The organism is Aeromonas aquatica, assembly GCF_000764655.1.
GTDB lineage: Bacteria > Pseudomonadota > Gammaproteobacteria > Enterobacterales > Aeromonadaceae > Aeromonas > Aeromonas aquatica.
Window position 1 is genome coordinate 1 of sequence record NZ_JRGL01000027.1, and the last position, 19,337, is coordinate 19,337.

Annotated in this window: 13 protein-coding genes and 1 tRNA gene; 6 read left to right on the plus strand and 8 right to left on the minus strand. The window is 59.8% G+C overall.

The window, feature by feature from the left end; genetic code table 11:
- Both LG30_RS0106320 and rfbB read right to left on the minus strand, forming a co-directional pair.
- Positions 1–310 (minus strand): sugar nucleotide-binding protein (locus tag LG30_RS0106320; protein ID WP_033129878.1); only part of this gene is annotated, 310 nt, incomplete at its 3' end.
- Positions 310–1,395, minus strand: a complete 1,086-nt coding sequence (rfbB, locus tag LG30_RS0106325; protein WP_033129879.1) for a dTDP-glucose 4,6-dehydratase — start codon at positions 1,393–1,395, stop codon at positions 310–312. The genes LG30_RS0106320 and rfbB, both read right to left, overlap by 1 nt.
- Before the next feature lie 797 nt (positions 1,396–2,192).
- Here rfbB and LG30_RS0106330 point away from each other — a divergent pair.
- Positions 2,193–2,867, plus strand: a complete 675-nt coding sequence (locus LG30_RS0106330; protein ID WP_033129908.1) for a response regulator transcription factor — start codon at positions 2,193–2,195, stop codon at positions 2,865–2,867.
- Positions 2,868–2,901: 34 nt separating this feature from the next.
- The gene (locus LG30_RS0106335; protein WP_152599071.1) at positions 2,902–4,260 is read left to right on the plus strand and encodes an ATP-binding protein; all 1,359 of its coding nucleotides are present in this window, start codon (positions 2,902–2,904) and stop codon (positions 4,258–4,260) included.
- Positions 4,261–4,803: 543 nt separating this feature from the next.
- On the opposite strand, the gene glk is transcribed toward LG30_RS0106335, so the two are convergent.
- Complete coding sequence (gene glk, locus LG30_RS0106340) at positions 4,804–5,772, minus strand: glucokinase (protein WP_033129881.1); 969 nt, start codon at positions 5,770–5,772, stop codon at positions 4,804–4,806.
- A 348-nt stretch (positions 5,773–6,120) separates the two neighbouring features.
- On the opposite strand from glk, the gene LG30_RS0106345 reads away from it, so the two are divergent.
- Both LG30_RS0106345 and pyk read left to right on the plus strand, forming a co-directional pair.
- Positions 6,121–6,975 (plus strand): MurR/RpiR family transcriptional regulator, encoded by an 855-nt coding sequence (locus tag LG30_RS0106345; protein ID WP_193354252.1) that lies wholly within the window; start codon positions 6,121–6,123, stop codon positions 6,973–6,975.
- A 163-nt stretch (positions 6,976–7,138) separates the two neighbouring features.
- Positions 7,139–8,578, plus strand: a complete 1,440-nt coding sequence (gene pyk, locus LG30_RS0106350) for a pyruvate kinase (protein ID WP_033129883.1) — start codon at positions 7,139–7,141, stop codon at positions 8,576–8,578.
- 200 nt (positions 8,579–8,778) lie between these two features.
- Here pyk and LG30_RS0106355 read toward each other — a convergent pair whose 3' ends face one another.
- Both LG30_RS0106355 and psrA read right to left on the minus strand, forming a co-directional pair.
- On the minus strand, positions 8,779–11,103 hold the full coding sequence (locus LG30_RS0106355; protein WP_033129884.1) for an acyl-CoA dehydrogenase: 2,325 nt from the start codon (positions 11,101–11,103) through the stop codon (positions 8,779–8,781).
- Positions 11,104–11,151: 48 nt separating this feature from the next.
- The gene (gene psrA / locus LG30_RS0106360; RefSeq protein ID WP_033129885.1) at positions 11,152–11,805 is read right to left on the minus strand and encodes a TetR family transcriptional repressor PsrA; all 654 of its coding nucleotides are present in this window, start codon (positions 11,803–11,805) and stop codon (positions 11,152–11,154) included.
- Positions 11,806–12,282: 477 nt separating this feature from the next.
- Between psrA and LG30_RS0106365 the strand changes: the two genes are divergently transcribed.
- Both LG30_RS0106365 and LG30_RS0106370 read left to right on the plus strand, forming a co-directional pair.
- Positions 12,283–13,023: a phosphatase gene (locus tag LG30_RS0106365; RefSeq protein WP_033129886.1), complete on the plus strand. Its 741-nt coding sequence runs from the start codon at positions 12,283–12,285 to the stop codon at positions 13,021–13,023.
- A gap of 86 nt (positions 13,024–13,109) precedes the next feature.
- Positions 13,110–13,185, plus strand: a tRNA-Thr gene (locus LG30_RS0106370).
- Between the two features lie 252 nt (positions 13,186–13,437).
- Here the strand turns inward: LG30_RS0106370 and LG30_RS0106375 are convergent.
- The 3 genes from LG30_RS0106375 to LG30_RS0106385 form a co-directional block, all read right to left on the minus strand.
- Positions 13,438–14,433 (minus strand): sulfate ABC transporter substrate-binding protein, encoded by a 996-nt coding sequence (locus LG30_RS0106375; RefSeq protein WP_033129887.1) that lies wholly within the window; start codon positions 14,431–14,433, stop codon positions 13,438–13,440.
- A 338-nt stretch (positions 14,434–14,771) separates the two neighbouring features.
- A complete protein-coding gene (locus tag LG30_RS0106380) occupies positions 14,772–16,187 on the minus strand; it encodes an efflux transporter outer membrane subunit (protein WP_033129888.1) in 1,416 nt (471 codons plus the stop codon).
- Positions 16,180–19,329, minus strand: coding sequence for an efflux RND transporter permease subunit (locus LG30_RS0106385; protein WP_033129889.1), 3,150 nt, complete (start codon positions 19,327–19,329; stop codon positions 16,180–16,182). The genes LG30_RS0106380 and LG30_RS0106385 overlap by 8 nt, the downstream gene beginning before the upstream one ends.
- Positions 19,330–19,337: the final 8 nt, after the last annotated feature.

The following is a 19,337-nucleotide window of genomic DNA, read 5'->3' on the forward strand; positions in this document are numbered from 1 at the left end:
TGGAGTAGTGTACCAGCCAAGCCCCCAATGCCTCGGCTTCTTTGGCAATCGCAGCCACGCTGGTGGCGTTGAGCAGTTCGGCAAATTCCCGCTCGCTCTCTGCCTTGTCGACAGCAGTATGGGCGGCGGCATTGACAATCACATCCGGCTTGACCAGACGCACCGTCTCGGCCACCCCGGCCGGATTGCTGAAATCACCGCAGTAGTCGGTGGAGTCAAAGTCAACGGCGGTAATGCGCCCCAGTGGCGCCAATGCACGCTGCAGCTCCCAGCCCACCTGGCCATTTTTACCAAACAGCAGGATATGCATCAGGCACGCTCCCCGTAGTTTTGCTCGATCCAGGATTGATAGGCCCCGCTTTTGACGTTGCCGACCCACTGCGTGTTTTCCAGGTACCACTGCACCGTCTTGCGAATGCCGGACTCGAAGGTCTCTTGCGGCTGCCAATCAAGCTCACGACTCATCTTGCTGGCATCGATGGCGTAACGACGGTCATGACCTGGGCGGTCCGTGACATAGGTGATTTGATCGCGATAAGAGCCCGCCTTGGGCACCATCTCATCGAGCAGATCGCAGATGGTGTGCACCACCTCCAGATTCTGCTTCTCGTTGTGGCCACCGATGTTGTAGGTCTCACCCATCACACCCGTGGTGACCACGGCATAGAGAGCCCGCGCATGATCTTCCACATAGAGCCAGTCACGGATCTGGTCGCCCTTGCCATACACCGGCAGCGGCTTGCCATCCAGCGCATTCAGGATCACCAGCGGGATCAGCTTCTCGGGGAAGTGATAGGGGCCGTAGTTGTTGGAGCAGTTGGTGACCACGGTCGGCAAGCCGTAGGTACGGCGCCAGGCGCGCACCAGATGGTCGCTGGAGGCCTTGGACGCAGAGTAGGGGCTGCTGGGGGCATAGGGGGTGGTTTCGGTAAAGAGCGGCAGCGCCTCGCCGGCATTCACCTCATCCGGATGGGGCAGGTCGCCATATACCTCATCGGTAGAGATATGGTGGAAGCGGAAGGCCGCCTTGCGTGTCTCGTCCAGGCCGTTCCAATATGCACGGGCGGCTTCCAGTAGCATGTAGGTGCCGACGATATTGGTTTCGATGAAATCGGCAGGTCCGGTGATGGAACGATCGACGTGGCTCTCTGCGGCCAGATGCATCACGGCATCGGGTTGGTGGGCGGCAAAGATGCGATCCAGCTCGGCGCGGTTGCAGATATCTACCTGCTCGAAGGCATAGCGCTCGCTGCTCGATACTTCTGCCAAGGACTCCAGGTTGCCCGCATAAGTCAGCTTGTCGAGATTGATGGCGGAGTCTTGGGTGTCACGGATGATATGGCGAACAACGGCAGAGCCAATAAAGCCGGCACCACCGGTCACGAGGATTTTCATATGGATGAGAGCCTTTACAGAATAATTAAGTTAAATAAGGTGCAATGGAGGCAGACAAATGATAGAGGAAGAAAGATAACCTATTTATCTCGGCAGTAGCGTTGGCTACCGCCCCTGAGTTACAGCTCCCAATATGCTGCTTTTAACCTGATTGTGCGCGCTGTTGGTCATCATATCCTCCAGCTTCTTGTATTGATTGATGTGTCACAATGGTGCCAAATCACGTTGCACATCTGAGCATCCCGAGAGCATGCATTGTTCACATCTTGGGCATTTAAAGCCCTATACCCGATTCGCGCCTGATTCTATCTCGCTTCCCCCGAGTATGAATAGTTAAAACATCAGAGAGCGCTCACCTAAGGTTGAGCTCCAAACGACCCCGTCGGTGTGAGGTGGTTCCCAACCATTCCTGGATAAACTTAGCAGAGTATAAAGAAAACCTTTTCATTTTATATGGTTATAGATAAGGGTTTTATGCGCTCAAGTATGCTCTCCGCGCAATGGTCGCTTGTAGTCATAAGTCCCGAAACAAGTGTTCAGCCCTTTCGGTGCGATCATAATAGTCGCAAAGCTCTCCGTAAGAGGACGGATCAGAGGCCAACGACACTGGATTGACTCCTAGAACATCCGTCAAATGGACACACATCGGCCATCGCACTTGCATTAAGAAAACTCTCAGGAAATAAAGGAATATGCGATTCAGTCTCGATACAGGGGGCTCTGTGTAGGATCCCCGTTGACTCTCCTCTCCATACACCCTCTAATTGACAGCCTGGACCCTCATCATCATGCATCTTATGAAAATCCTTTTGGTCGAAGACGACAAGCTGCTCAATCATCATCTCACCACGCTGTTGACCGAGGCCCAGAATCAGGTCCATAGCACGGACAGTGCCTTGGTAGCGTTGCATTATGCTCGCGACTACCCCATCGATGTGGCCATCATCGATCTCGGCCTGCCGGACATGGACGGCCTGCAGCTCATCAGCCAACTAAGAGAGCAGCAGATCCCCTTCCCCATCATAGTGCTGACCGCTCGTGGCAACTGGCAGGACAAGGTGGAAGGCCTGGAGGCTGGTGCCGATGATTACCTGGTCAAACCGTTCCAGAAAGACGAGCTGCTTGCTCGCCTCAACGCCTTGGTGCGTCGCAGTGCCGGCTTTATTTCACCCAAGGTAAAGGCGGGTGACTACGAGCTCGATCTGTCCCGCAAGGAGCTGACTATCGCTGGCGAAGTTACTGTGCTCACCAGTTTCGAGTATCTCATCCTGGAGTACCTGATGCGCAATGCCCGTCAGGTGGTCTCCAAGCAGCAACTGCTGGACCAGCTCTACGGTGATGGTGAAGGGGATCCGAATACCATCGAAGTCATGGTGAGCCGACTGCGCAAGAAACTGGATCCGGAAGGATTGGTATCGCCCATCTCCACCATTCGCCGCCAGGGTTATATCTTCAATCTTTCATGCAGCTAAATCAGCCGCTGTGACAACAACTATGCAGAGCCCCATGCATCTGATCCGCAACTCTCTCCATCTCAAGCTGATGCTGAGTGCCATGCTGGTCATCGCGATCATCATGGCCTTTTCCGTCTATATCCTCTACCTAGGTCACACCGAGGAGCAGGCCCAGAAGGCCAGTGCTCGTATGCAGGAGAACCTCTCCAAACTGTTCTCCTCCAAGCAGCCGGACCCCCATGCCATCACCGATCTCAGCAACATCACCCCGGACGCCATCGACCCCAATCTCGATACCCTGATCTGTCGGTCCGACGGAGAGCTAAGCTGGTCCAGCCTGCATATGCCAGAGGTGATCACCATCAAGGGAACCATCTGTCGAGATATGATGAAGTATCTTGGTGGCCTGGATCAGGACTACTTCTTCAAGTTGCATACCATCAAAAATGGTGAGAGCTACTTCATCTACAGCCTGCGTTTCCTGCGCAATCACGGCGACGGTCCCACCACTTACTACGTGGTGATGGTCGACTCGGCCAAGGGCTACCAGCTACAGTCCCGGGAATATCTCTACCAGTGCATTCGCCAGGCGCTGCTCTCCTATTGCCTGCTCGGCGCCTTGCTGCTGCTGACCAGCTTCTGGAGCCTCTCCTCCTTGCGTACCATGGCACGACAGATAGACGACATCCGGGCCGGCAAACGCGAGGCACTCTCCAGTGACTACGAGCGGGAGCTGACGCCATTGACAGAATCGGTCAACCAGTTGCTGGAGAACGAGCGCCAGCAGACCCAGCGCTACCAGCACGCGCTGAACGATCTGGCCCACAGTCTGAAAACCCGGCTGGCACTCATTCAGATCACGGCGCAGGAGCTCAAGCTCGGTCATGACATCCATGACAACATCAATGAACAGATCACCACCATGGATCAGATCATCCAGTACCAGTTGCGCCGCGCCGTCACCGGCCGCAAGCGCCTCGCCAGCAAGGGCACAGAGCCGGTACCGCTCATCGAGAAACTGCTGGCGAGCCTCGCCAAGGTCTATCGTCACAAGAAGCTGCAAACCGGCTTCCAATTCGATGACGATGTTTTCTTTCATGGCGAGCAGGGTGATCTGATGGAGCTGATGGGTAACCTGCTCGACAATGCCTGCAAGTTTGCCATCAGCGAAATCCAGGTGCGTGTGCATCGTCAGGGCAGCGGTCTGCTCATCGTGGTGGAAGACGACGGTCCCGGCATCGCGCCCGGCAAGTCAGAACAGATCTTCCAGCGCGGAGTCCGGGCTGACAGTTCCCCCGGTCAGGGCATAGGCCTCGCGGTGGTGACCGAAATCGTACACAGCTATGGCGGCGACATTCGGGTGGATGAGTCCCCACTCGGTGGAGCCCGATTCCAGATGACCCTCCCCTGATCCATGGGTACCCGCCTGACTGGCCCGGGCGGGTACCATTGAGCCATCGCTGAATACCTCTGAGAGCATGCAGCTCTGGCAAGCCTTCTCAAGCCCCACCCGTTTCTTTCCATCCTCTCCGCCATTCCAAGATAACGGGGCAAACCGCATTCGCTCGCTGCCAATGCCTCTCTATCCCTTCATCAGTCACTTTCTGCACTGTTTATTGGTGCAGGAGCTGTATTCGTAGGCAGGCTCGCAAGATGGCAATTATCGACGGCCTAATAGCAACGCTTGGGGGAACAACCTCTCCCTACATCAACGGGGAACATCGGCATGGAAAGCTATGTCTGGAGAAGAGTCAGCTGGCAGAAAGAGATAAAAAAACCGGCCGCGAGGGCCGGTGAAACAGTTCAGGCTTGTCAGGTGACAATCGCACCCAGCGGATGAAGACCGGTTCCAATTCCTTATGAAGCCCTGCCCTCTTGAGTACGTGAGTTCACTCTACGCCATGGTCACTGAATCGGGACTGAACCACGATAAAATCGTTTCCCTGCTCGTTTTTCAGAGCAGGATCCCGAGGGATTGACGCAAGTAAGCACCGGCGCCGAGCAGGCCAGGTCCCTCGTGAGTGATGAGGAACGCGGGGATATCTTTCAGATAGGGCTTGAAGCGTCCCTTGTCCTCGAAGGCGACCCGAAAGCCCGAACCGAGGAAGAACTCCTGGAAGCGCGGCACTATGCCACCGGCGATATAAACGCCACCGAAGGTGCCCAGGTTGAGCGCCAGATTGCCGGCAAAGCGGCCCATGAGCACGCAGAACAGGCTCAGGGTGCGACGACAATCGAGGCAGGACCCCGCCAACGCCCGCTCGGTGATGTCTTTGGGGGCAAAGGCCTCGGGTTCACGGCCATCGGACTTCACCAGGCCACGGTAGATGTTGACCAGACCCGGCCCCGAGAGCAGCCGCTCTGCCGAGACATGGCCCAACTCGGAGCGCATCACCTGCAGCACCGCATCCTCTTCCTCACTGTTGGCGGCAAAGTCCACGTGGCCACCCTCGCCCGGCAAGCTCAGCCACAGATCTCCAGCCTGTACCAGGTGAGCGACCCCCAGGCCGGTACCGGCCCCGTAGATGGCGATGGGTTTGCCTGCCACCGGGGCGGTGCCGCCCAGCTGGATGCGGTCGGCCTCACCCAGCACGGGCACCGCCATGGAGACGGCTGTGAAGTCGTTGATGACTTGCAGCCGGGCCAGGCCCAGGTTGGTCTGCATCTCACGAATCGAGAATTCCCAGCTGTGATTGGTCATGGCGACCCAGTCGCCGTTGATCGGGCAAGCGATGGCGATACAGGCCTCGCTCACCTCAGTTTTATGCTCTTCCAGATAGAGGCGCACCACGGCTTCCAGGCTGGGGTGTGCCAGCCCGGAATAGGTCTTTGCCTGGGAAATGGTGCCGCTTGCCAACTCACAGAGGGCCAGCCGAGCATTGGTGCCGCCGACGTCGCCGACCAGCGCATGGGTATGCTGCATAACAAACTCCTTCGTTACCGACTCGGGGCGGCCCTTACCGTCCCGACATTGTTATTTGGCAAAGATTCTACCCGAGCCCAAGACCCGGCCGCGCGTTTGATGGGTGCAACTGTGCGCCCGCTCACAGTGTTGTTGCTTTGCAACATTTGTAAGCGTTTTCAGAGGGCAAATGGAAGTTTGTAACCAAAAATACGAAATAATTAGACATGAGTCATACTTTATGGGGCCGAGATTAGTTCCGATAAGCGCTTGTCTTGTATAGTCATCAAGTTGATTGGAAACCTGCTTGAGCTGTGAATTTAGTGCACAGACACTGAAGTTAAATTACAAAAATGCCTGGTGGTAATGATGAATACCCTCGATAAAATTACGAACAATTTGGAAAGTTTCAGTAAATCAGAGCGTAAAGTGGCTGAAGTAATACTGGCGTCCCCCCAGACCGCCATTCACTCCAGTATTGCCACCCTCGCCAAGATGGCCGACGTCAGTGAACCGACCGTCAATCGCTTCTGCCGCCGCCTCGATACCAAGGGCTTCCCCGACTTCAAACTGCACCTGGCCCAGAGCCTGGCCAACGGTACGCCCTATGTGAATCGCCACGTGGAAGCTGAAGACGGTCCCGACACCTACACCGCCAAGATCTTCGAATCCACCATGGCCTGTCTTGATGCCGCCAAAAACAGCCTGGACATCTCCGCCATCAATCGCTGCGTCGACATCCTGACCCAGTCCAAGAAGATCAGCTTCTTTGGCCTGGGCGCCTCCTCGGCCGTGGCCCGCGATGCCCAGAACAAGTTCTTCCGCTTCAACATTCCGGTGGTGAGCTTCGACGACATCGTCATGATGCGCATGAGCTGCATCAACAGCAGCGAAGGGGATGTGGTGGTGCTGATCTCCCACACCGGCCGCACCAAGGCGCTGGTCGAGATCGCCGCGCTCGCCCGTGAAAACGATGCCACCGTGATCGGCATGACCGCCAAGGATTCCCCGCTGGCACGCGAGTGCAACCTGGTACTCTCCATGGATGTGCCGGAAGACACCGACGTCTATATGCCGATGGCCTCCCGCATCGCCCAGCTAGCCCTGGTGGATGTGCTGGCGACCGGTTTTACCCTGCGCCGTGGCATGAAATTTCGCGAAAACCTGAAGAAAGTCAAAGAAGGTTTGCGTGAATCCCGCTTCGATACCCCGCACAATTCCTGACCAGCCGGGGGCCAACCCCCCCGACTGTCTATGCCACTTGGCTTGGTGTAGTATTGTAATTTAATAACAAAAGGCCACCCAGATGGCCTGCAAGCGGGCGCCAATCCCACACGCTTGACGGGGCAGAATTTCAAGTCATATCAACTTCATACCGGAGTCTTTCATGCCAAGACGTACAAAGATTGTAACCACACTGGGTCCAGCCACCGATCGCGACGGCATCCTCGAGGGGATCATCCGCGCCGGTGCCGACATGGTGCGGATGAACTTCTCTCACGGCACTCCTGAAGATCATATCCTGCGCGCCAACCAGGTGCGTGAAATCGCCGCCAAGCTCGGCCGCCACGTCGCCATCATGGGCGATCTGCAAGGCCCCAAGATCCGTGTCTCCACCTTCAAGGATGGCAAGATCTACCTGGCCATCGGTGACAAGTTCGTGCTCGACGCCGCCCTTGGCAAGGGTGAAGGCTGCCAGGAGCAGGTCGGCATCGACTACAAGAGCCTGCCCAATGACGTGGTCCCCGGCGACATCCTGTTGCTGGATGACGGCCGGGTACAGCTGAGAGTCGAACAGGTCGAAGGCACCCGCATTCACACCGCGGTGACCGTGGCTGGCCCCCTCTCCAACAACAAGGGCATCAACAAGAAAGGCGGCGGTCTCTCCGCCCCGGCCCTGACCGAGAAGGATAAGGAAGACATCAAGACTGCGGCCCGCATGAACGTGGATTACCTGGCTGTCTCCTTCCCCCGTAACGGCGACGACCTGCGTTACGCCCGCGAACTGGCCCGCGAGGCCGGCTCCAACGCCAAGATAGTGGCCAAGGTCGAGCGCGCCGAAACCGTCGCCACCGACGAGGCGATGGAAGACATCATCCTCGGCTCCGACGCCGTCATGGTGGCCCGTGGCGATCTGGGCGTCGAGATCGGTGATCCCGAACTGGTGGGCGTGCAGAAGAAGCTGATCCGTCACTCCCGTCGCCTGAACCGGGTGGTGATCACCGCGACCCAGATGATGGAGTCCATGATCAATGCCCCGCTGCCGACCCGTGCCGAGGTCATGGACGTGGCCAACGCCGTGCTGGACGGCACCGATGCGGTGATGCTCTCAGCCGAGACCGCCGCCGGTCAGTTCCCCATCGAGACGGTGACCTCCATGGCCAGCGTCTGCGTGGGCGCCGAGAAGCACCCGAGCCTGAACGTCTCCAACCACCGCATGAGCTACACCTTCACCTCGGTGGAAGAGGCCGTGGCCATGTCCACCATGTATGCCGCCAACCACCTGGAAGGGGTCAAGGCGATCGTGGCACTGACCGAGTCCGGCACCACCCCGCTGCTGATGTCCCGCATCAGCTCCGGCCTGCCGATCTTCGCCATGTCTCCCCACAACAAGACCCTGGCCTGGACCAACCTCTACCGTGGCGTCACGCCGGTGCTGTTTGACGGCGACGAGAGCAAGCCGGTCTACGAGGTGTGCCGCGAGGCGCTGGATGCACTCAAGGCCAAGGGCCTGGTCCAAAGCGGCGACATGGTGCTGCTGACTCACGGCGACAAGATGGAAACCGTGGGCAGTACCAATACCTGCAAGGTGATGATGGTCGAGTAATAACTCGCTTCACATCAGCAAAAGCGGCTCCCACGGAGCCGTTTTTTATGGCTAATGTCGGTACTGTCATTCCACTCCCCTCGCCGCCCAACGCCATCAGCCTTACCCTCCTCTTCTTGTATACCAATAAAAAAACCGGCCACAGGGGCCGGTTTTCGATTCATGTCAGTGCTCTTATTTCAGAGCCCTTTATTCCAGGCTTAAGCGGCGTGCACCACCGGGGCGGGTTGGGACAGTCCTTCCAGCTCGCCCGGGGCGAAGTTGTCGACCTGGATGGCCTCATAACGCAGGGCGTCGGCGGCCAGCAGCTTGTCGGCCTCCTCCTGGCTCAGGATGGACTGGGACAGGGCGGCAGCCACCAGCTCCGGCAGCGCCATCTTTCGTGGCAACCTGCCCTCTTTCTGGGCCTGCACCAGCTTCTTCTCGATGGGTTGTACCGATACCATGGCCAGGAAGGCACGCTCCATCTGGCCGACCGGATCCGACTCCTCCTTGCCCACGTAGCAGAGCGCGGTCAGACGGTCGCGGAACTCGCCCGGCTTCATCATGGCCGAGCAGATGGCGTGGCAACGATCGTCGGCCGGCATCTGGTAACCGACGCCGAACGGGAACACCACCCGCTTGAGCACGGCCCCCACCACCTTGTTCGGGAAGTTCTGGAAGAAGCCCTCGAACGCCTTGCCGATCAGATAGAGGTTGCGCTCCACCGCATACTGCACGAACGGCAGATCCGAGACCATGCGGCCCTGATCCTCGTAGTGCTTGAGGGTGGAAGAGGCCAGATAGAGGTGGCTCAGCACGTCACCCAGGCGGGCGGAGATCATCTCCTTGCGCTTGAGATCGCCCCCCAGCATCAGCATGGAGACGTCGGCGCAGAGCGCCAGCCCTTTACTCATGCGGGACAGCTGCTTGTAGTAGCGGGCGGTCTCGCCCCCCACCGGGGCGCCGTTGAACTGGCCCAGGGTCAGCCCCTGGAACAGGGCGCCGAAGAAGTTGCCGGCACCGAACGCCACGTGCTTCATCAGCAGGCCGTCGAACTTCTCGAGGCCGCGCTCCACGTCGGTGTCGGCCGCCGCTTCCAGCTCGGCAAACACGTAGGGATGGCAACGGGTCGCCCCCTGGCCGAAGATCATCAGGTTGCGGGTCAGGATGTTGGCCCCCTCCACCGTGATGGCCACCGGAATGCCCATGTAGGCGTAGCCGGTATAGTTCTTCGGCCCCAGCTGGATGGCGCGACCGGCGTGGATGTCCATGGAGTCATCCATGATCTGGCGCGCCATTTCGGTCATGTGGTACTTGGAGATGGCGGTGACGATGGCCGGCGCCTGGCCCAAGTCCAGCGAGCCTGCGGTCATGCGACGAGCCCCTTCCAGCTGATAGGTCAGGCCGCCGATGCGGGCCAGCGCCTCCTGCACTCCCTCGAACTTGCCGATGGACATGCCGAACTGCTTGCGCACATAGGAGTAGGCGCTCACGGTGCGGCTGGCCATGTGACCACAGGCGGTACCGAGCGCAGGCAGGGAGATGCCGCGGCCGGCGGAGAGACATTCGACCAGCATGCGCCAGCCACGACCGGCGTATTCCGGGCCGCCGATGATCCAGTCCAGCGGAATGAACACGTCCTTGCCGAAGGTCGGGCCGTTCAGGAACGCCAGCCCCATGGGATAGTGGCGATCGCCGACCCGCACACCCGGGTGGCTGGTCGGGATCAGGGCACAGGTGATGCCGAGCTCTTCCTTGCCACCCAGCAGCTTCTCCGGGTCATACAGCTTGAACGCCAGCCCCAGCACGGTGGCGCGCGGCGCCAGGGTGATGTAACGCTTGTTCCAGTTCAGGCGGATGCCGAGCACTTCCTCACCCTTGTACAGCCCCTTGCAGACGATTCCCTTGTCCGGGATGGCGCCCGCATCCGAGCCCGCTTCCGGGCCGGTCAGGGCGAAACAGGGCACCTCTTTGCCATTGGCCAGCCCCGGCAGCCAGAAATCCTTCTGGGCCTGGGTACCGTAGTGCATCAGCAGCTCGCCCGGGCCGAGGGAGTTGGGCACCATGACGGTGACCGCCACGCTCAGGCTCTTGGTGGCGATGCGGGTGACGATGGTGGAGTTGGCGATGGCGGAGAACTCACGGCCACCGTAGGATTTTGGGATGATCAGGGCGAAGAAGCCTTCCTTCTTCAGATAGTCCCAAACCTGCTCTGGCAGCTCCTTGGTCTCGTTGACGATCTTGAAGTCGTCCACCATGGCGAGCAGGGTCTCGACCTGATGGTCGATGAAGGCCTGCTCCTCGGCGCTCAACTCGGCCTTGCCGTAGCCGTGCAGCTTCTTCCAGTCGGGGTTACCGCGGAACAGCTCGCCATCCCACCAGACGGAGCCGGCTTCCATGGCCTCCCGCTCGGTGGCCGACAGGGGCGGCAGTATCTTCTTGAAGACGCCAAACACGGGACGGGTCACCACCTTTTTACGGATGGCGGGCACGCCGAGCACAACGGCTATCGCCAGCACCAGCAGGATAAGCAATGTGATCATACTCAAGTTCCTTCTATTTCACTGTTTCCGTTGATTTATTGTTAGCGGTTACACGGCCAGGGAGAGCCTGGTCGACTCCACGGGCGCCCCGACACCGGACGCCAGGTAAGGAATAACGTTGCGCACCAGCCCTTCCACATCGAGCTGCTGGCCAAAATCGGCCTGGGCGATGTCCCGCAGGGCATCGGCGGAGGCCATGGTGAACACGACCGTGCCCAGGGTGAAGTGCAGGCGCCAGAAGAGATCCGCCGGCGACAGCGCCGGATTGGCCTTGGAAATCGCCTGGGTGATCCGCTGCAGGGTCGCGCCATAGTGGGTGGTGATGAAGCGACGCAGGTGACCCTGGCTGTCGATGTAGCCACGGCCCAGCAGTTGCATGAAGATGGCGGGGCCATTGGCACGCACCGCCACCAGCTTCATCAGGGGCTCGACAAAGCTCTCGAACACCTGCAGCAGGGTCAGCTGCTCCTGCGCCATCAGGGTATGCAAGCGCGCATCCAGCTCCGGCATGAACAGGCTCAGATAGCGATCGAGCACCGCCTGGATCAGCTCCTTCTTGGAGCCGAAGTGGTAGTTGACCGACGCCAGGTTGACGTCGGCTTCGCTGGTGATCAGACGCAGGGAGGTATCGGCGAACCCCCGTTCGGCGAACAACACCTCGGCGGCATCGAGAATACGGTTTTTGGTATCGATTTTACTCACTGGACACCTCACTTAAACGAATGTTTAAAAAGTACGTTTCATGCACACTCATGTCAAGAGAATGTGAACGAGTGTTGGCGAAATGTTTTAATCAAAAAAGGAAGAACAGGGCGGGAACTTAGCTGACCAACGGGACTCTATATCTATGCCACTGCAATTAAACATTAAGTCTCGCCCAACCTGCGCCATGCTCGTTGGGCCTTTTTTTATCCGGCAAGGCACGATGGCGGCCTTTCGGTTAAAAATCGGGCAAAAAAAACCGTCGCAGGGGCGACGGTGGGGAAAAGAGAGCCAAACCATCCTGATCCGGCTCATCGATGGGTGTTCAGGCTTGCATCGATGGCCCTATCCTGACAGGTAAAGATGGTCAGACTTTGTCAGTCTCGCCGTAATTTGTGACAAAGTATGGCAGGTCACCACATGGCCCGACCCCGCCAATCTTGCTATGCTGACGCCTCATGCCAGAGGGGAGATAAGATGAAGTACCAGGTCGATACCCACACGCACACCGTCGCCAGCACCCACGCCTACAGCACCATTCATGACTACCTGCCCATCGCCAAGGCGAAAGGGATCAAGCTGTTCGCCACCACGGATCACGGCCCCGACATGGCCGATGCCCCCCATTTCTGGCATTTCGTCAACCTGCATGTGCTGCCCAGGGTAGTCGACGGGGTCGGCATCCTGCGCGGCATCGAAGCCAACATCAAGAACATCGACGGCGAGATCGACTTCCCCGAGCGCTACGAGTCGCGGCTCGACATGATCATGGCCGGTTTCCATGAGCCGGTGTTTCCCCCCTGCGATCAGGCCACCCACACCCAGGCCATGATCAACGCCATCAAGAGTGGCCGGGTCGACATGATAAGCCACCCCGGCAACCCCGCCTTCCCCATCGACATCCAGGCGGTGGTCAAGGCAGCGGCCGAATATCGGGTAGCGCTGGAGCTCAACAACTCCTCATTCATCCACTCCCGCCCCGGCAGCGAAGGCAACTGCCGCGCCATCGTCGAGGCGGCGCGCGATCTGGGCGCCTATCTCACCTTTGGTTCCGACTCTCATGTGGCCTTCAGCCTGGGGGATTTTGAACACTGCCAGCGACTGGTCAACGAGGCCGGCTTCCCCGAGGAGCGGATCCTGGCTCGTTCCCCTCGCGCCCTGCTCGCCTTTCTCGAGAGCCGTGGCCGCGCCCACATCCCGGAGTTTGTGGATCTCTGAAGAGCGCCTGTAACTCCATGAGCTGACACATAAAATCGATTCAGACTCATTGACTTGCCAGGACATTTTCGGGAATCTAATGACAGGCCGGTATAGCTCAGTTGGTAGAGCAGCGCATTCGTAATGCGAAGGTCGTAGGTTCGACTCCTATTACCGGCACCAATTAAAACAAAGGGTTAGCTTCATCATGAGGCTAACCCTTTGTGCTTTTTGTCATTTGGGCCCCGTTAGGGGCCCAGGATCAATACCGCTAGAAACCAACCCGCTCCCTTCACATGCCGGCCATGACCTGCTCTTCCATGGGATCCCTGACAAGCCAACCGGGACCTATGACGGTCAAGGAGTGAGGCTCCCACGGGTGAATCGCCCCTGCATAACGGCACCTGGCCGGGATTCTTTCATCCAAGACGCGTCTTACTGCACGACGTAGATCTGGTCGAACACACCACCCTCCTTGAAGTGAGTGCTCTGGATCACCGGCCACTCGCCGAAGGTCTTCACCACGTTGAGGAAGGTCACTGTCGGGAAGCGGTCGGCGAATTCGGCGAGGATCGCCGGGTTGCGCGGGCGCAGGTAGTTGTTGGCGGCAATGCGCTGGCCCTCGTCAGACCACAAATATTTCAGATAGGCCTCGGCCTCCTTGCGGGTGCCCTGCTTGTCGACGACCTTGTCGACCACCGCCACCGGAAGCTCGGCCACGGCGGTGACGCTCGGATAGACCACCTCGAAGCTACCACGGCCGAACTCGCGGGCGATCATCTCGGCTTCGTTCTCGAAGGTGATCAGCACGTCGCCTATCTGGTTCTGGATGAAAGTAGTGGTGGCGGCGCGGCCACCGGTGTCGAGCACAGGGACTTGCTTGAACAGCTTGCCGACGAACTCCTTGGCCGCCTTCTCATCACCACCCTTCTCCAGTACATAGCCCCAGGCCGACAGGTAGGTATAGCGGCCATTACCCGAGGTCTTGGGGTTGGGCACTATCACCCGCACGCCCTCTTTGAGCAGATCGGGCCAGTCCTTCAGGCCCTTGGGGTTGCCCTTGCGCACGATGAATACGGTGGCCGAGGTGAAGGGCGCGCTGTTGTCCGGCAGGCGGGTCGCCCACTCTTTCGGTACCAGGCCACCATGTTCGGCGAGGGCGTTGATGTCGGTGGCCATGTTCATGGTGATAACGTCGGCGGGCAAGCCTTCGATGACGGCGCGCGCCTGCTTGCTCGAGCCGCCGTGGGACATATTGATCTGCAGCGGCTGACCGCCTTCTGCCTGCCAGTGTTTCTGGAAGGCAGCGTTGTAGTCCTTGTAGAAGTCACGCATCACGTCGTAGGAGGCGTTGAGCAGGGTGGCAGCCTGGGCCAGTGGGGCGAGGGCCAGGCCTGCGGCGAGCAGGGTGGCGGGCAGTAGTCGTTTCATTGCACGTCCTTGGAATGAGAGTCGAGTGACCAACTATATGATTCACCCAATTATTCTTTGAAAGAATAATAAGTTCGCAGCTTATGCAATTTGTGGCATGACTCTGGCTGGGTTCAGTGGATGAGATGGATGGTGGCAGTGATTAGGCTACCGGTTTTCGCAGCTAGATGAAGACAGGAGAGGCTGATGCGTATCATCGGTAGCACTTGTGCTGGCTGATCCCATGTTTGTCGAGTAAATCTCTAACTCTCCCATATGGGTTGGTGTCATCACATATAAAAACAGGGCGAACCCAATGGTTCGCCCTGTTGCTGTCACCGTGTCAACGAGGAGAGAGACTAGCCCTGCCCTTCGGCTGCAGATGGGGCTTCCTTGGGGGCCTGCCAGCCGCCACCGACCGCCTTGTAGAGCGCGACCTGGTTGCTAAGCTGGGCCAGACGGGTGCTGATCAGCCCCTGCCTGGCGCTGAACAGGGAGCGCTGGGCATCGAGGCGAGTCAGGTAGCTGTCCACCCCCTGCTCATAGCGGAACTCCGCCAGCTTGAAGTAGGTCTGGTTCGCATCCACCAGATCCTGCTGGGCCTGCAGCTGTTGCTGATAATCGGCCTGGGCGCCCAGAGTATCGGCGACCTCCTTGAAGGCGGTCTGGATGCTCTTCTCGTAGCTCGCCACCGCCTGCTTGGTGCCGACCTCGGCCACGTCCAGATCGGCCACCCGCTTGCCACCGTCGAAGATAGGCAGGTTGATCTGGGGCATGAAGGTCCAGGTGCCGGTGCCGCCGTCAAACAAGCCACTCAGCTGGTTGCTGGCGGTGCCCGCCGTCGCGGTCAGCGAGATGGTCGGGAAGAAGGCCGCGCGGGCCGCACCGATATTGGCATTGGCCGCCTTCAGGCTGTGCTCCGCCGCCAGGATATCCGGCCGCTGTTGCAACAGGCTGGAGGGGGCGCCCACCGGAATGGCCGCCAGTTGCACCTCATCCAGGGTCTTGGGTTGCCCCTCCAGCACCGGTACCTCGGTGCCGAGCAGCAGGGCCAGGCCATTTCTGTCCTGTTTCACCTGACGCTGGTATTGCGCCTGGCTGACCCTGGCGTTTTCGAGCGCGGTGCGCCCCTGAGCCAGCTCCATCTCGGAGGCGGCCCCCAGCCGGTATTTGTGCTGGGTCAGGGCGTAGCTCTCCTGCTCGGTGGCCAGGGTCGCCTGGCTCAGTGCCAGCAACTCCTGATCCGCCAGCAGGGTGAAGTAGGCATTTGCCACCGAGGCGACCAGCGCGATCTGGGTGCTGCGCTGGGTCTCGATTTGCGCCAGATAGTTCTCCAGCGCCTGATCTTTCAGGCTCTGGATCCGGCCAAACAGGTCCAGCTCGTAGGCGGTGATGCCGATGTCGGCGCCATATTGGCTGCTGATCCTGCCCTGCCCGGTGGCGCTGAGATCGTCGGATCCCTGCTGGCGGGTGCCAGAGCCGCTGGCGGCCAGGGTCGGCAACTGGGCCGCCCGCTGGATCCGGTATCTGGCCTCATAGGCCTCGACGTTGAGGGCCGCGAGCCGCAGATCCCGGTTGTTGTCGAGCGCCGTGCCGATCAGCTTCTGCAGGGCCGGATCGAGGAACTGTTGCTGCCAGGGGGCGGTATCCCCCTTGGCGGCGAGGTTGTCCTGCCAGGAGGCGCCTTGCGGCAACTCCGGACGCTGGTAGTCGGGGGCCATGGAGCAGGCCCCCAGCAGCAGGGTCACGCTCAGGGCGACCAGGGTCTTAGTCATGTTTGATCTCCTTGGCATGAGCCACGCGCTCTTCGGCGGACTGGTGCTTGGTGAAGTAACGCATCACCAGCACGAAGAACAGCGGCACGAAGAAGATGGCCAGCACGGTCGCACTGATCATCCCCCCCATCACGCCGGTACCGATGGCGTTACGGCTGCTGGCGCCGGCGCCCGAGCTTACCACCAGCGGCAGCACACCGAGGATGAAGGCGAGCGAGGTCATCAGGATCGGCCGCAGACGCAGGCGCGCTGCCTCGACCACGGCTTCCCCCAGCCCCATGCCCTTGTCATAGAGCTCCTTGGCAAATTCCACGATCAGGATCGCGTTCTTGGCCGAGAGCCCTATGGTGGTGAGCAGGCCCACCTGGAAGTAGACGTCGTTCTCCAGCCCCCGCATGGTCGCCGCCAAGATGGCACCCAGTACCCCGAGCGGCACCACCAGCATGACCGAGAACGGAATGCTCCAGCTCTCATAGAGCGCCGCCAGACAGAGGAAGACCACCAGCAGCGAGATGGCGTACAAGGCAGGCGCCTGAGAGCCGGCCTGCCGCTCCTGGAAGGAGAGACCGGTCCACTCGATGCCAACCCCTTCCGGCAGTTGCTTCACCATCTGCTCGATGGCCGCCATGGCGTCACCTGTACTCTTGCCGGGGGCCGCCTCACCGACGATCTCCATGGCGGAGACGCCGTTGTAGCGCTCCAGACGAGGAGAACCGAAGCTCCAGTCGGTGCTGGCGAAGGCGGAGAAGGGCACCATCTGACCCGCACTGTTGCGCACATACCACAGCTTGAGATCTTCCGGGTTCATCCGGAATTGGGCATCCGCCTGCAGATAGACCTTCTTGACCCGGCTGCGATCGACGAAGTCGTTCACATAGGACGAGCCCCAGGCCGCCGACAGGGTGTTGTTGATGTCGGTGATGGAGAGGCCCTGGGCCAGCGCCTTCTCGTAGTCGATCTTGATGTCGAGCTGGGGCGTGTCTTCCATCCCGTTCGGGCGTACCCGCACCAGGTTGGGATCCTGCGCCGCCATGCCGAGCAGCTGGTTACGGGCTTGCATCAGCTTCTCGTGGCCAAGGCCGCCGCGGTCTTGCAAGAAGAAGTCAAAACCGGTGGCGGTACCGAGCTCCGGGATCGGAGGCAGGTTGAAGGCGAAGACCTGGGCTTCCTTGATGCTGAACAGGTAGCCCATGGCGCGGCCTATGATGGCATTGGCACTGCGCTCCTCCCCTTTACGCTCGCTCCAGTCCTTGAGCTTGATGAAGGCCATACCGCTGTTCTGACCGCTACCAGCGAAGCTGAAGCCCGCCACCGTCAGCACGGAATCGACATTGTCCTTCTCGGTCTCGAGGAAGTAGTCGCGCATCTGCGCCAGCACCACCTCGGTACGCTCTTTGGTCGCCCCGACCGGCAGCTGCACCATGGACATGATGACCCCCTGATCCTCTTCCGGCAGGAAGGAGGTGGGCAGTCGCATGAACAGGATGGCCAGCACCGCCAGCATGGCGACATAGATGACGCTGTAGCGGGTACCCTGTTTGATCACCTTGCGCACGCTGCTCTGGTAGCGGTTGGCGCTGGCGTCGAAGAAGCGGTTGAACCAGCCAAAGAAGCCGCGCTTGGCGCCAAACTCGCCATGTTGCATCGGCTTGAGCAGGGTGGCACACAGGGCCGGGGTCAGGATCAGCGCCACCAGCACCGAGAGCACCATGGCCGAGACGATGGTCAGGGAGAACTGGCGATAGATGGCACCGGTCGAGCCGCCGAAGAAGGCCATGGGCACGAACACCGCCGACAGCACCAGGGCGATCCCCACCAAGGCGCCGGTGATCTGGGTCATCGACTTGCGGGTGGCTTCCAGCGGGGAGAGTCCCTCCTCGCTCATCAGCCGCTCCACGTTCTCCACCACTACGATGGCGTCATCCACCAGCAGGCCGATGGCCAGCACCAGGCCGAACATGGTCAGGGTGTTGATGGAGAAGCCGAACGCCGCCATGACGCCGAAGGTCCCGAGCAGCACCACGGGCACCGCGATAGTCGGGATAAGGGTCGCCCGGAAGTTCTGCAAGAACAGATACATGACGCAGAACACCAGGAAGATGGCCTCCACCAGGGTCTGCACCACCTCCTCGATGGAGATCTTCACGAAGGGCGTGGTGTCGTAGGGGTAGACGATCTTCATGTTGGCCGGGAAGTACTCGGAGAGTTCACCCAGCTTGGTGCGCACCTCGGCGGCGGTGTTGAGGGCGTTGGCCCCGGTCGCCAGCTTGATGGCGAGCGCCGCCGTGGCCTGACCGTTGTAGAGCGCAGAGGCGTCGTAGCTTTCACCGGCGAGCTCGACCCGAGCCACGTCTTTGAGCAGCACCTTGGAGCCGTCCTGGTTCACCCGCAGCAGGATGTTGTTGAACTCCTCCGGGGTGGAGAGCCGGGTCTGCCCCATGATGGTGGCGGTAAATTGCTGATCGCTCACCGCCGGGGTGCCCCCCAGCTTGCCGAACGCCACCTGGGTATTCTGCGCCTTGATGGCGGCCTGAATGTCCCCTGGGGTCATCTGCACCCGGTTGAGCTTGTGCGGATCCAACCAGATACGCATGGAGTACTGGCTGCCGAACAGGGTGATGTCACCCACCCCGTCCAGGCGGCTCAGGGGCTCCTTGATGTTGCTCACCACGTAGTCGGCGAGGTCATCGTTGGTCATGCTGCCATCGCTGGAGATGAAGGCGGCCACCATCAGGAAGCTGCTGGAGGTCTTCTGAACCCGGATCCCCTGCTGTTGTACTTCCTGGGGCAGCAGCGACATGGCCTGCTGCAGCTTGTTTTGCACCTGCACCTGGGCGATGTCGGGATCGGTGCCCGGCTGGAACGTGAGGGTCACGCTGACGTTGCCGGAAGAATCGGATTGAGCCGACATGTAGAGCAGGTGATCCAGCCCCGTCATGTTCTGCTCGATGATCTGGGTCACCGAGTCTTCCACGGTTTTAGCGGAGGCGCCCGGGTAGCTGGCGGAGATGCCGACGGCGGGCGGGGCTATGGTCGGGTATTGGGCGACCGGCAAGCCGATGATCGCCATGGTCCCGGCCAGCATGATCACCAGGGCAATCACCCAGGCGAAAATGGGTCTGTCTATGAAAAATCGTGCCATGAGGCGAC

What these genes read in the sequence shown, in the direction of transcription:
- LG30_RS0106375 (WP_033129887.1), bottom strand. Translation starts at nt 14,433, where the DNA reads ATGAAACGACTACTGCCCGCCACCCTGCTCGCCGCAGGCCTGGCCCTC.
- pyk (WP_033129883.1), top strand. Translation starts at nt 7,139, where the DNA reads ATGCCAAGACGTACAAAGATTGTAACCACACTGGGTCCAGCCACCGAT.
- LG30_RS0106385 (WP_033129889.1), bottom strand. Translation starts at nt 19,329, where the DNA reads ATGGCACGATTTTTCATAGACAGACCCATTTTCGCCTGGGTGATTGCC.
- LG30_RS0106365 (WP_033129886.1), top strand. Translation starts at nt 12,283, where the DNA reads ATGAAGTACCAGGTCGATACCCACACGCACACCGTCGCCAGCACCCAC.
- rfbB (WP_033129879.1), bottom strand. Translation starts at nt 1,395, where the DNA reads ATGAAAATCCTCGTGACCGGTGGTGCCGGCTTTATTGGCTCTGCCGTT.
- LG30_RS0106355 (WP_033129884.1), bottom strand. Translation starts at nt 11,103, where the DNA reads ATGATCACATTGCTTATCCTGCTGGTGCTGGCGATAGCCGTTGTGCTC.
- LG30_RS0106380 (WP_033129888.1), bottom strand. Translation starts at nt 16,187, where the DNA reads ATGACTAAGACCCTGGTCGCCCTGAGCGTGACCCTGCTGCTGGGGGCC.
- LG30_RS0106335 (WP_152599071.1), top strand. Translation starts at nt 2,902, where the DNA reads ATGCATCTGATCCGCAACTCTCTCCATCTCAAGCTGATGCTGAGTGCC.
- LG30_RS0106330 (WP_033129908.1), top strand. Translation starts at nt 2,193, where the DNA reads ATGAAAATCCTTTTGGTCGAAGACGACAAGCTGCTCAATCATCATCTC.
- glk (WP_033129881.1), bottom strand. Translation starts at nt 5,772, where the DNA reads ATGCAGCATACCCATGCGCTGGTCGGCGACGTCGGCGGCACCAATGCT.
- LG30_RS0106345 (WP_193354252.1), top strand. Translation starts at nt 6,121, where the DNA reads ATGAATACCCTCGATAAAATTACGAACAATTTGGAAAGTTTCAGTAAA.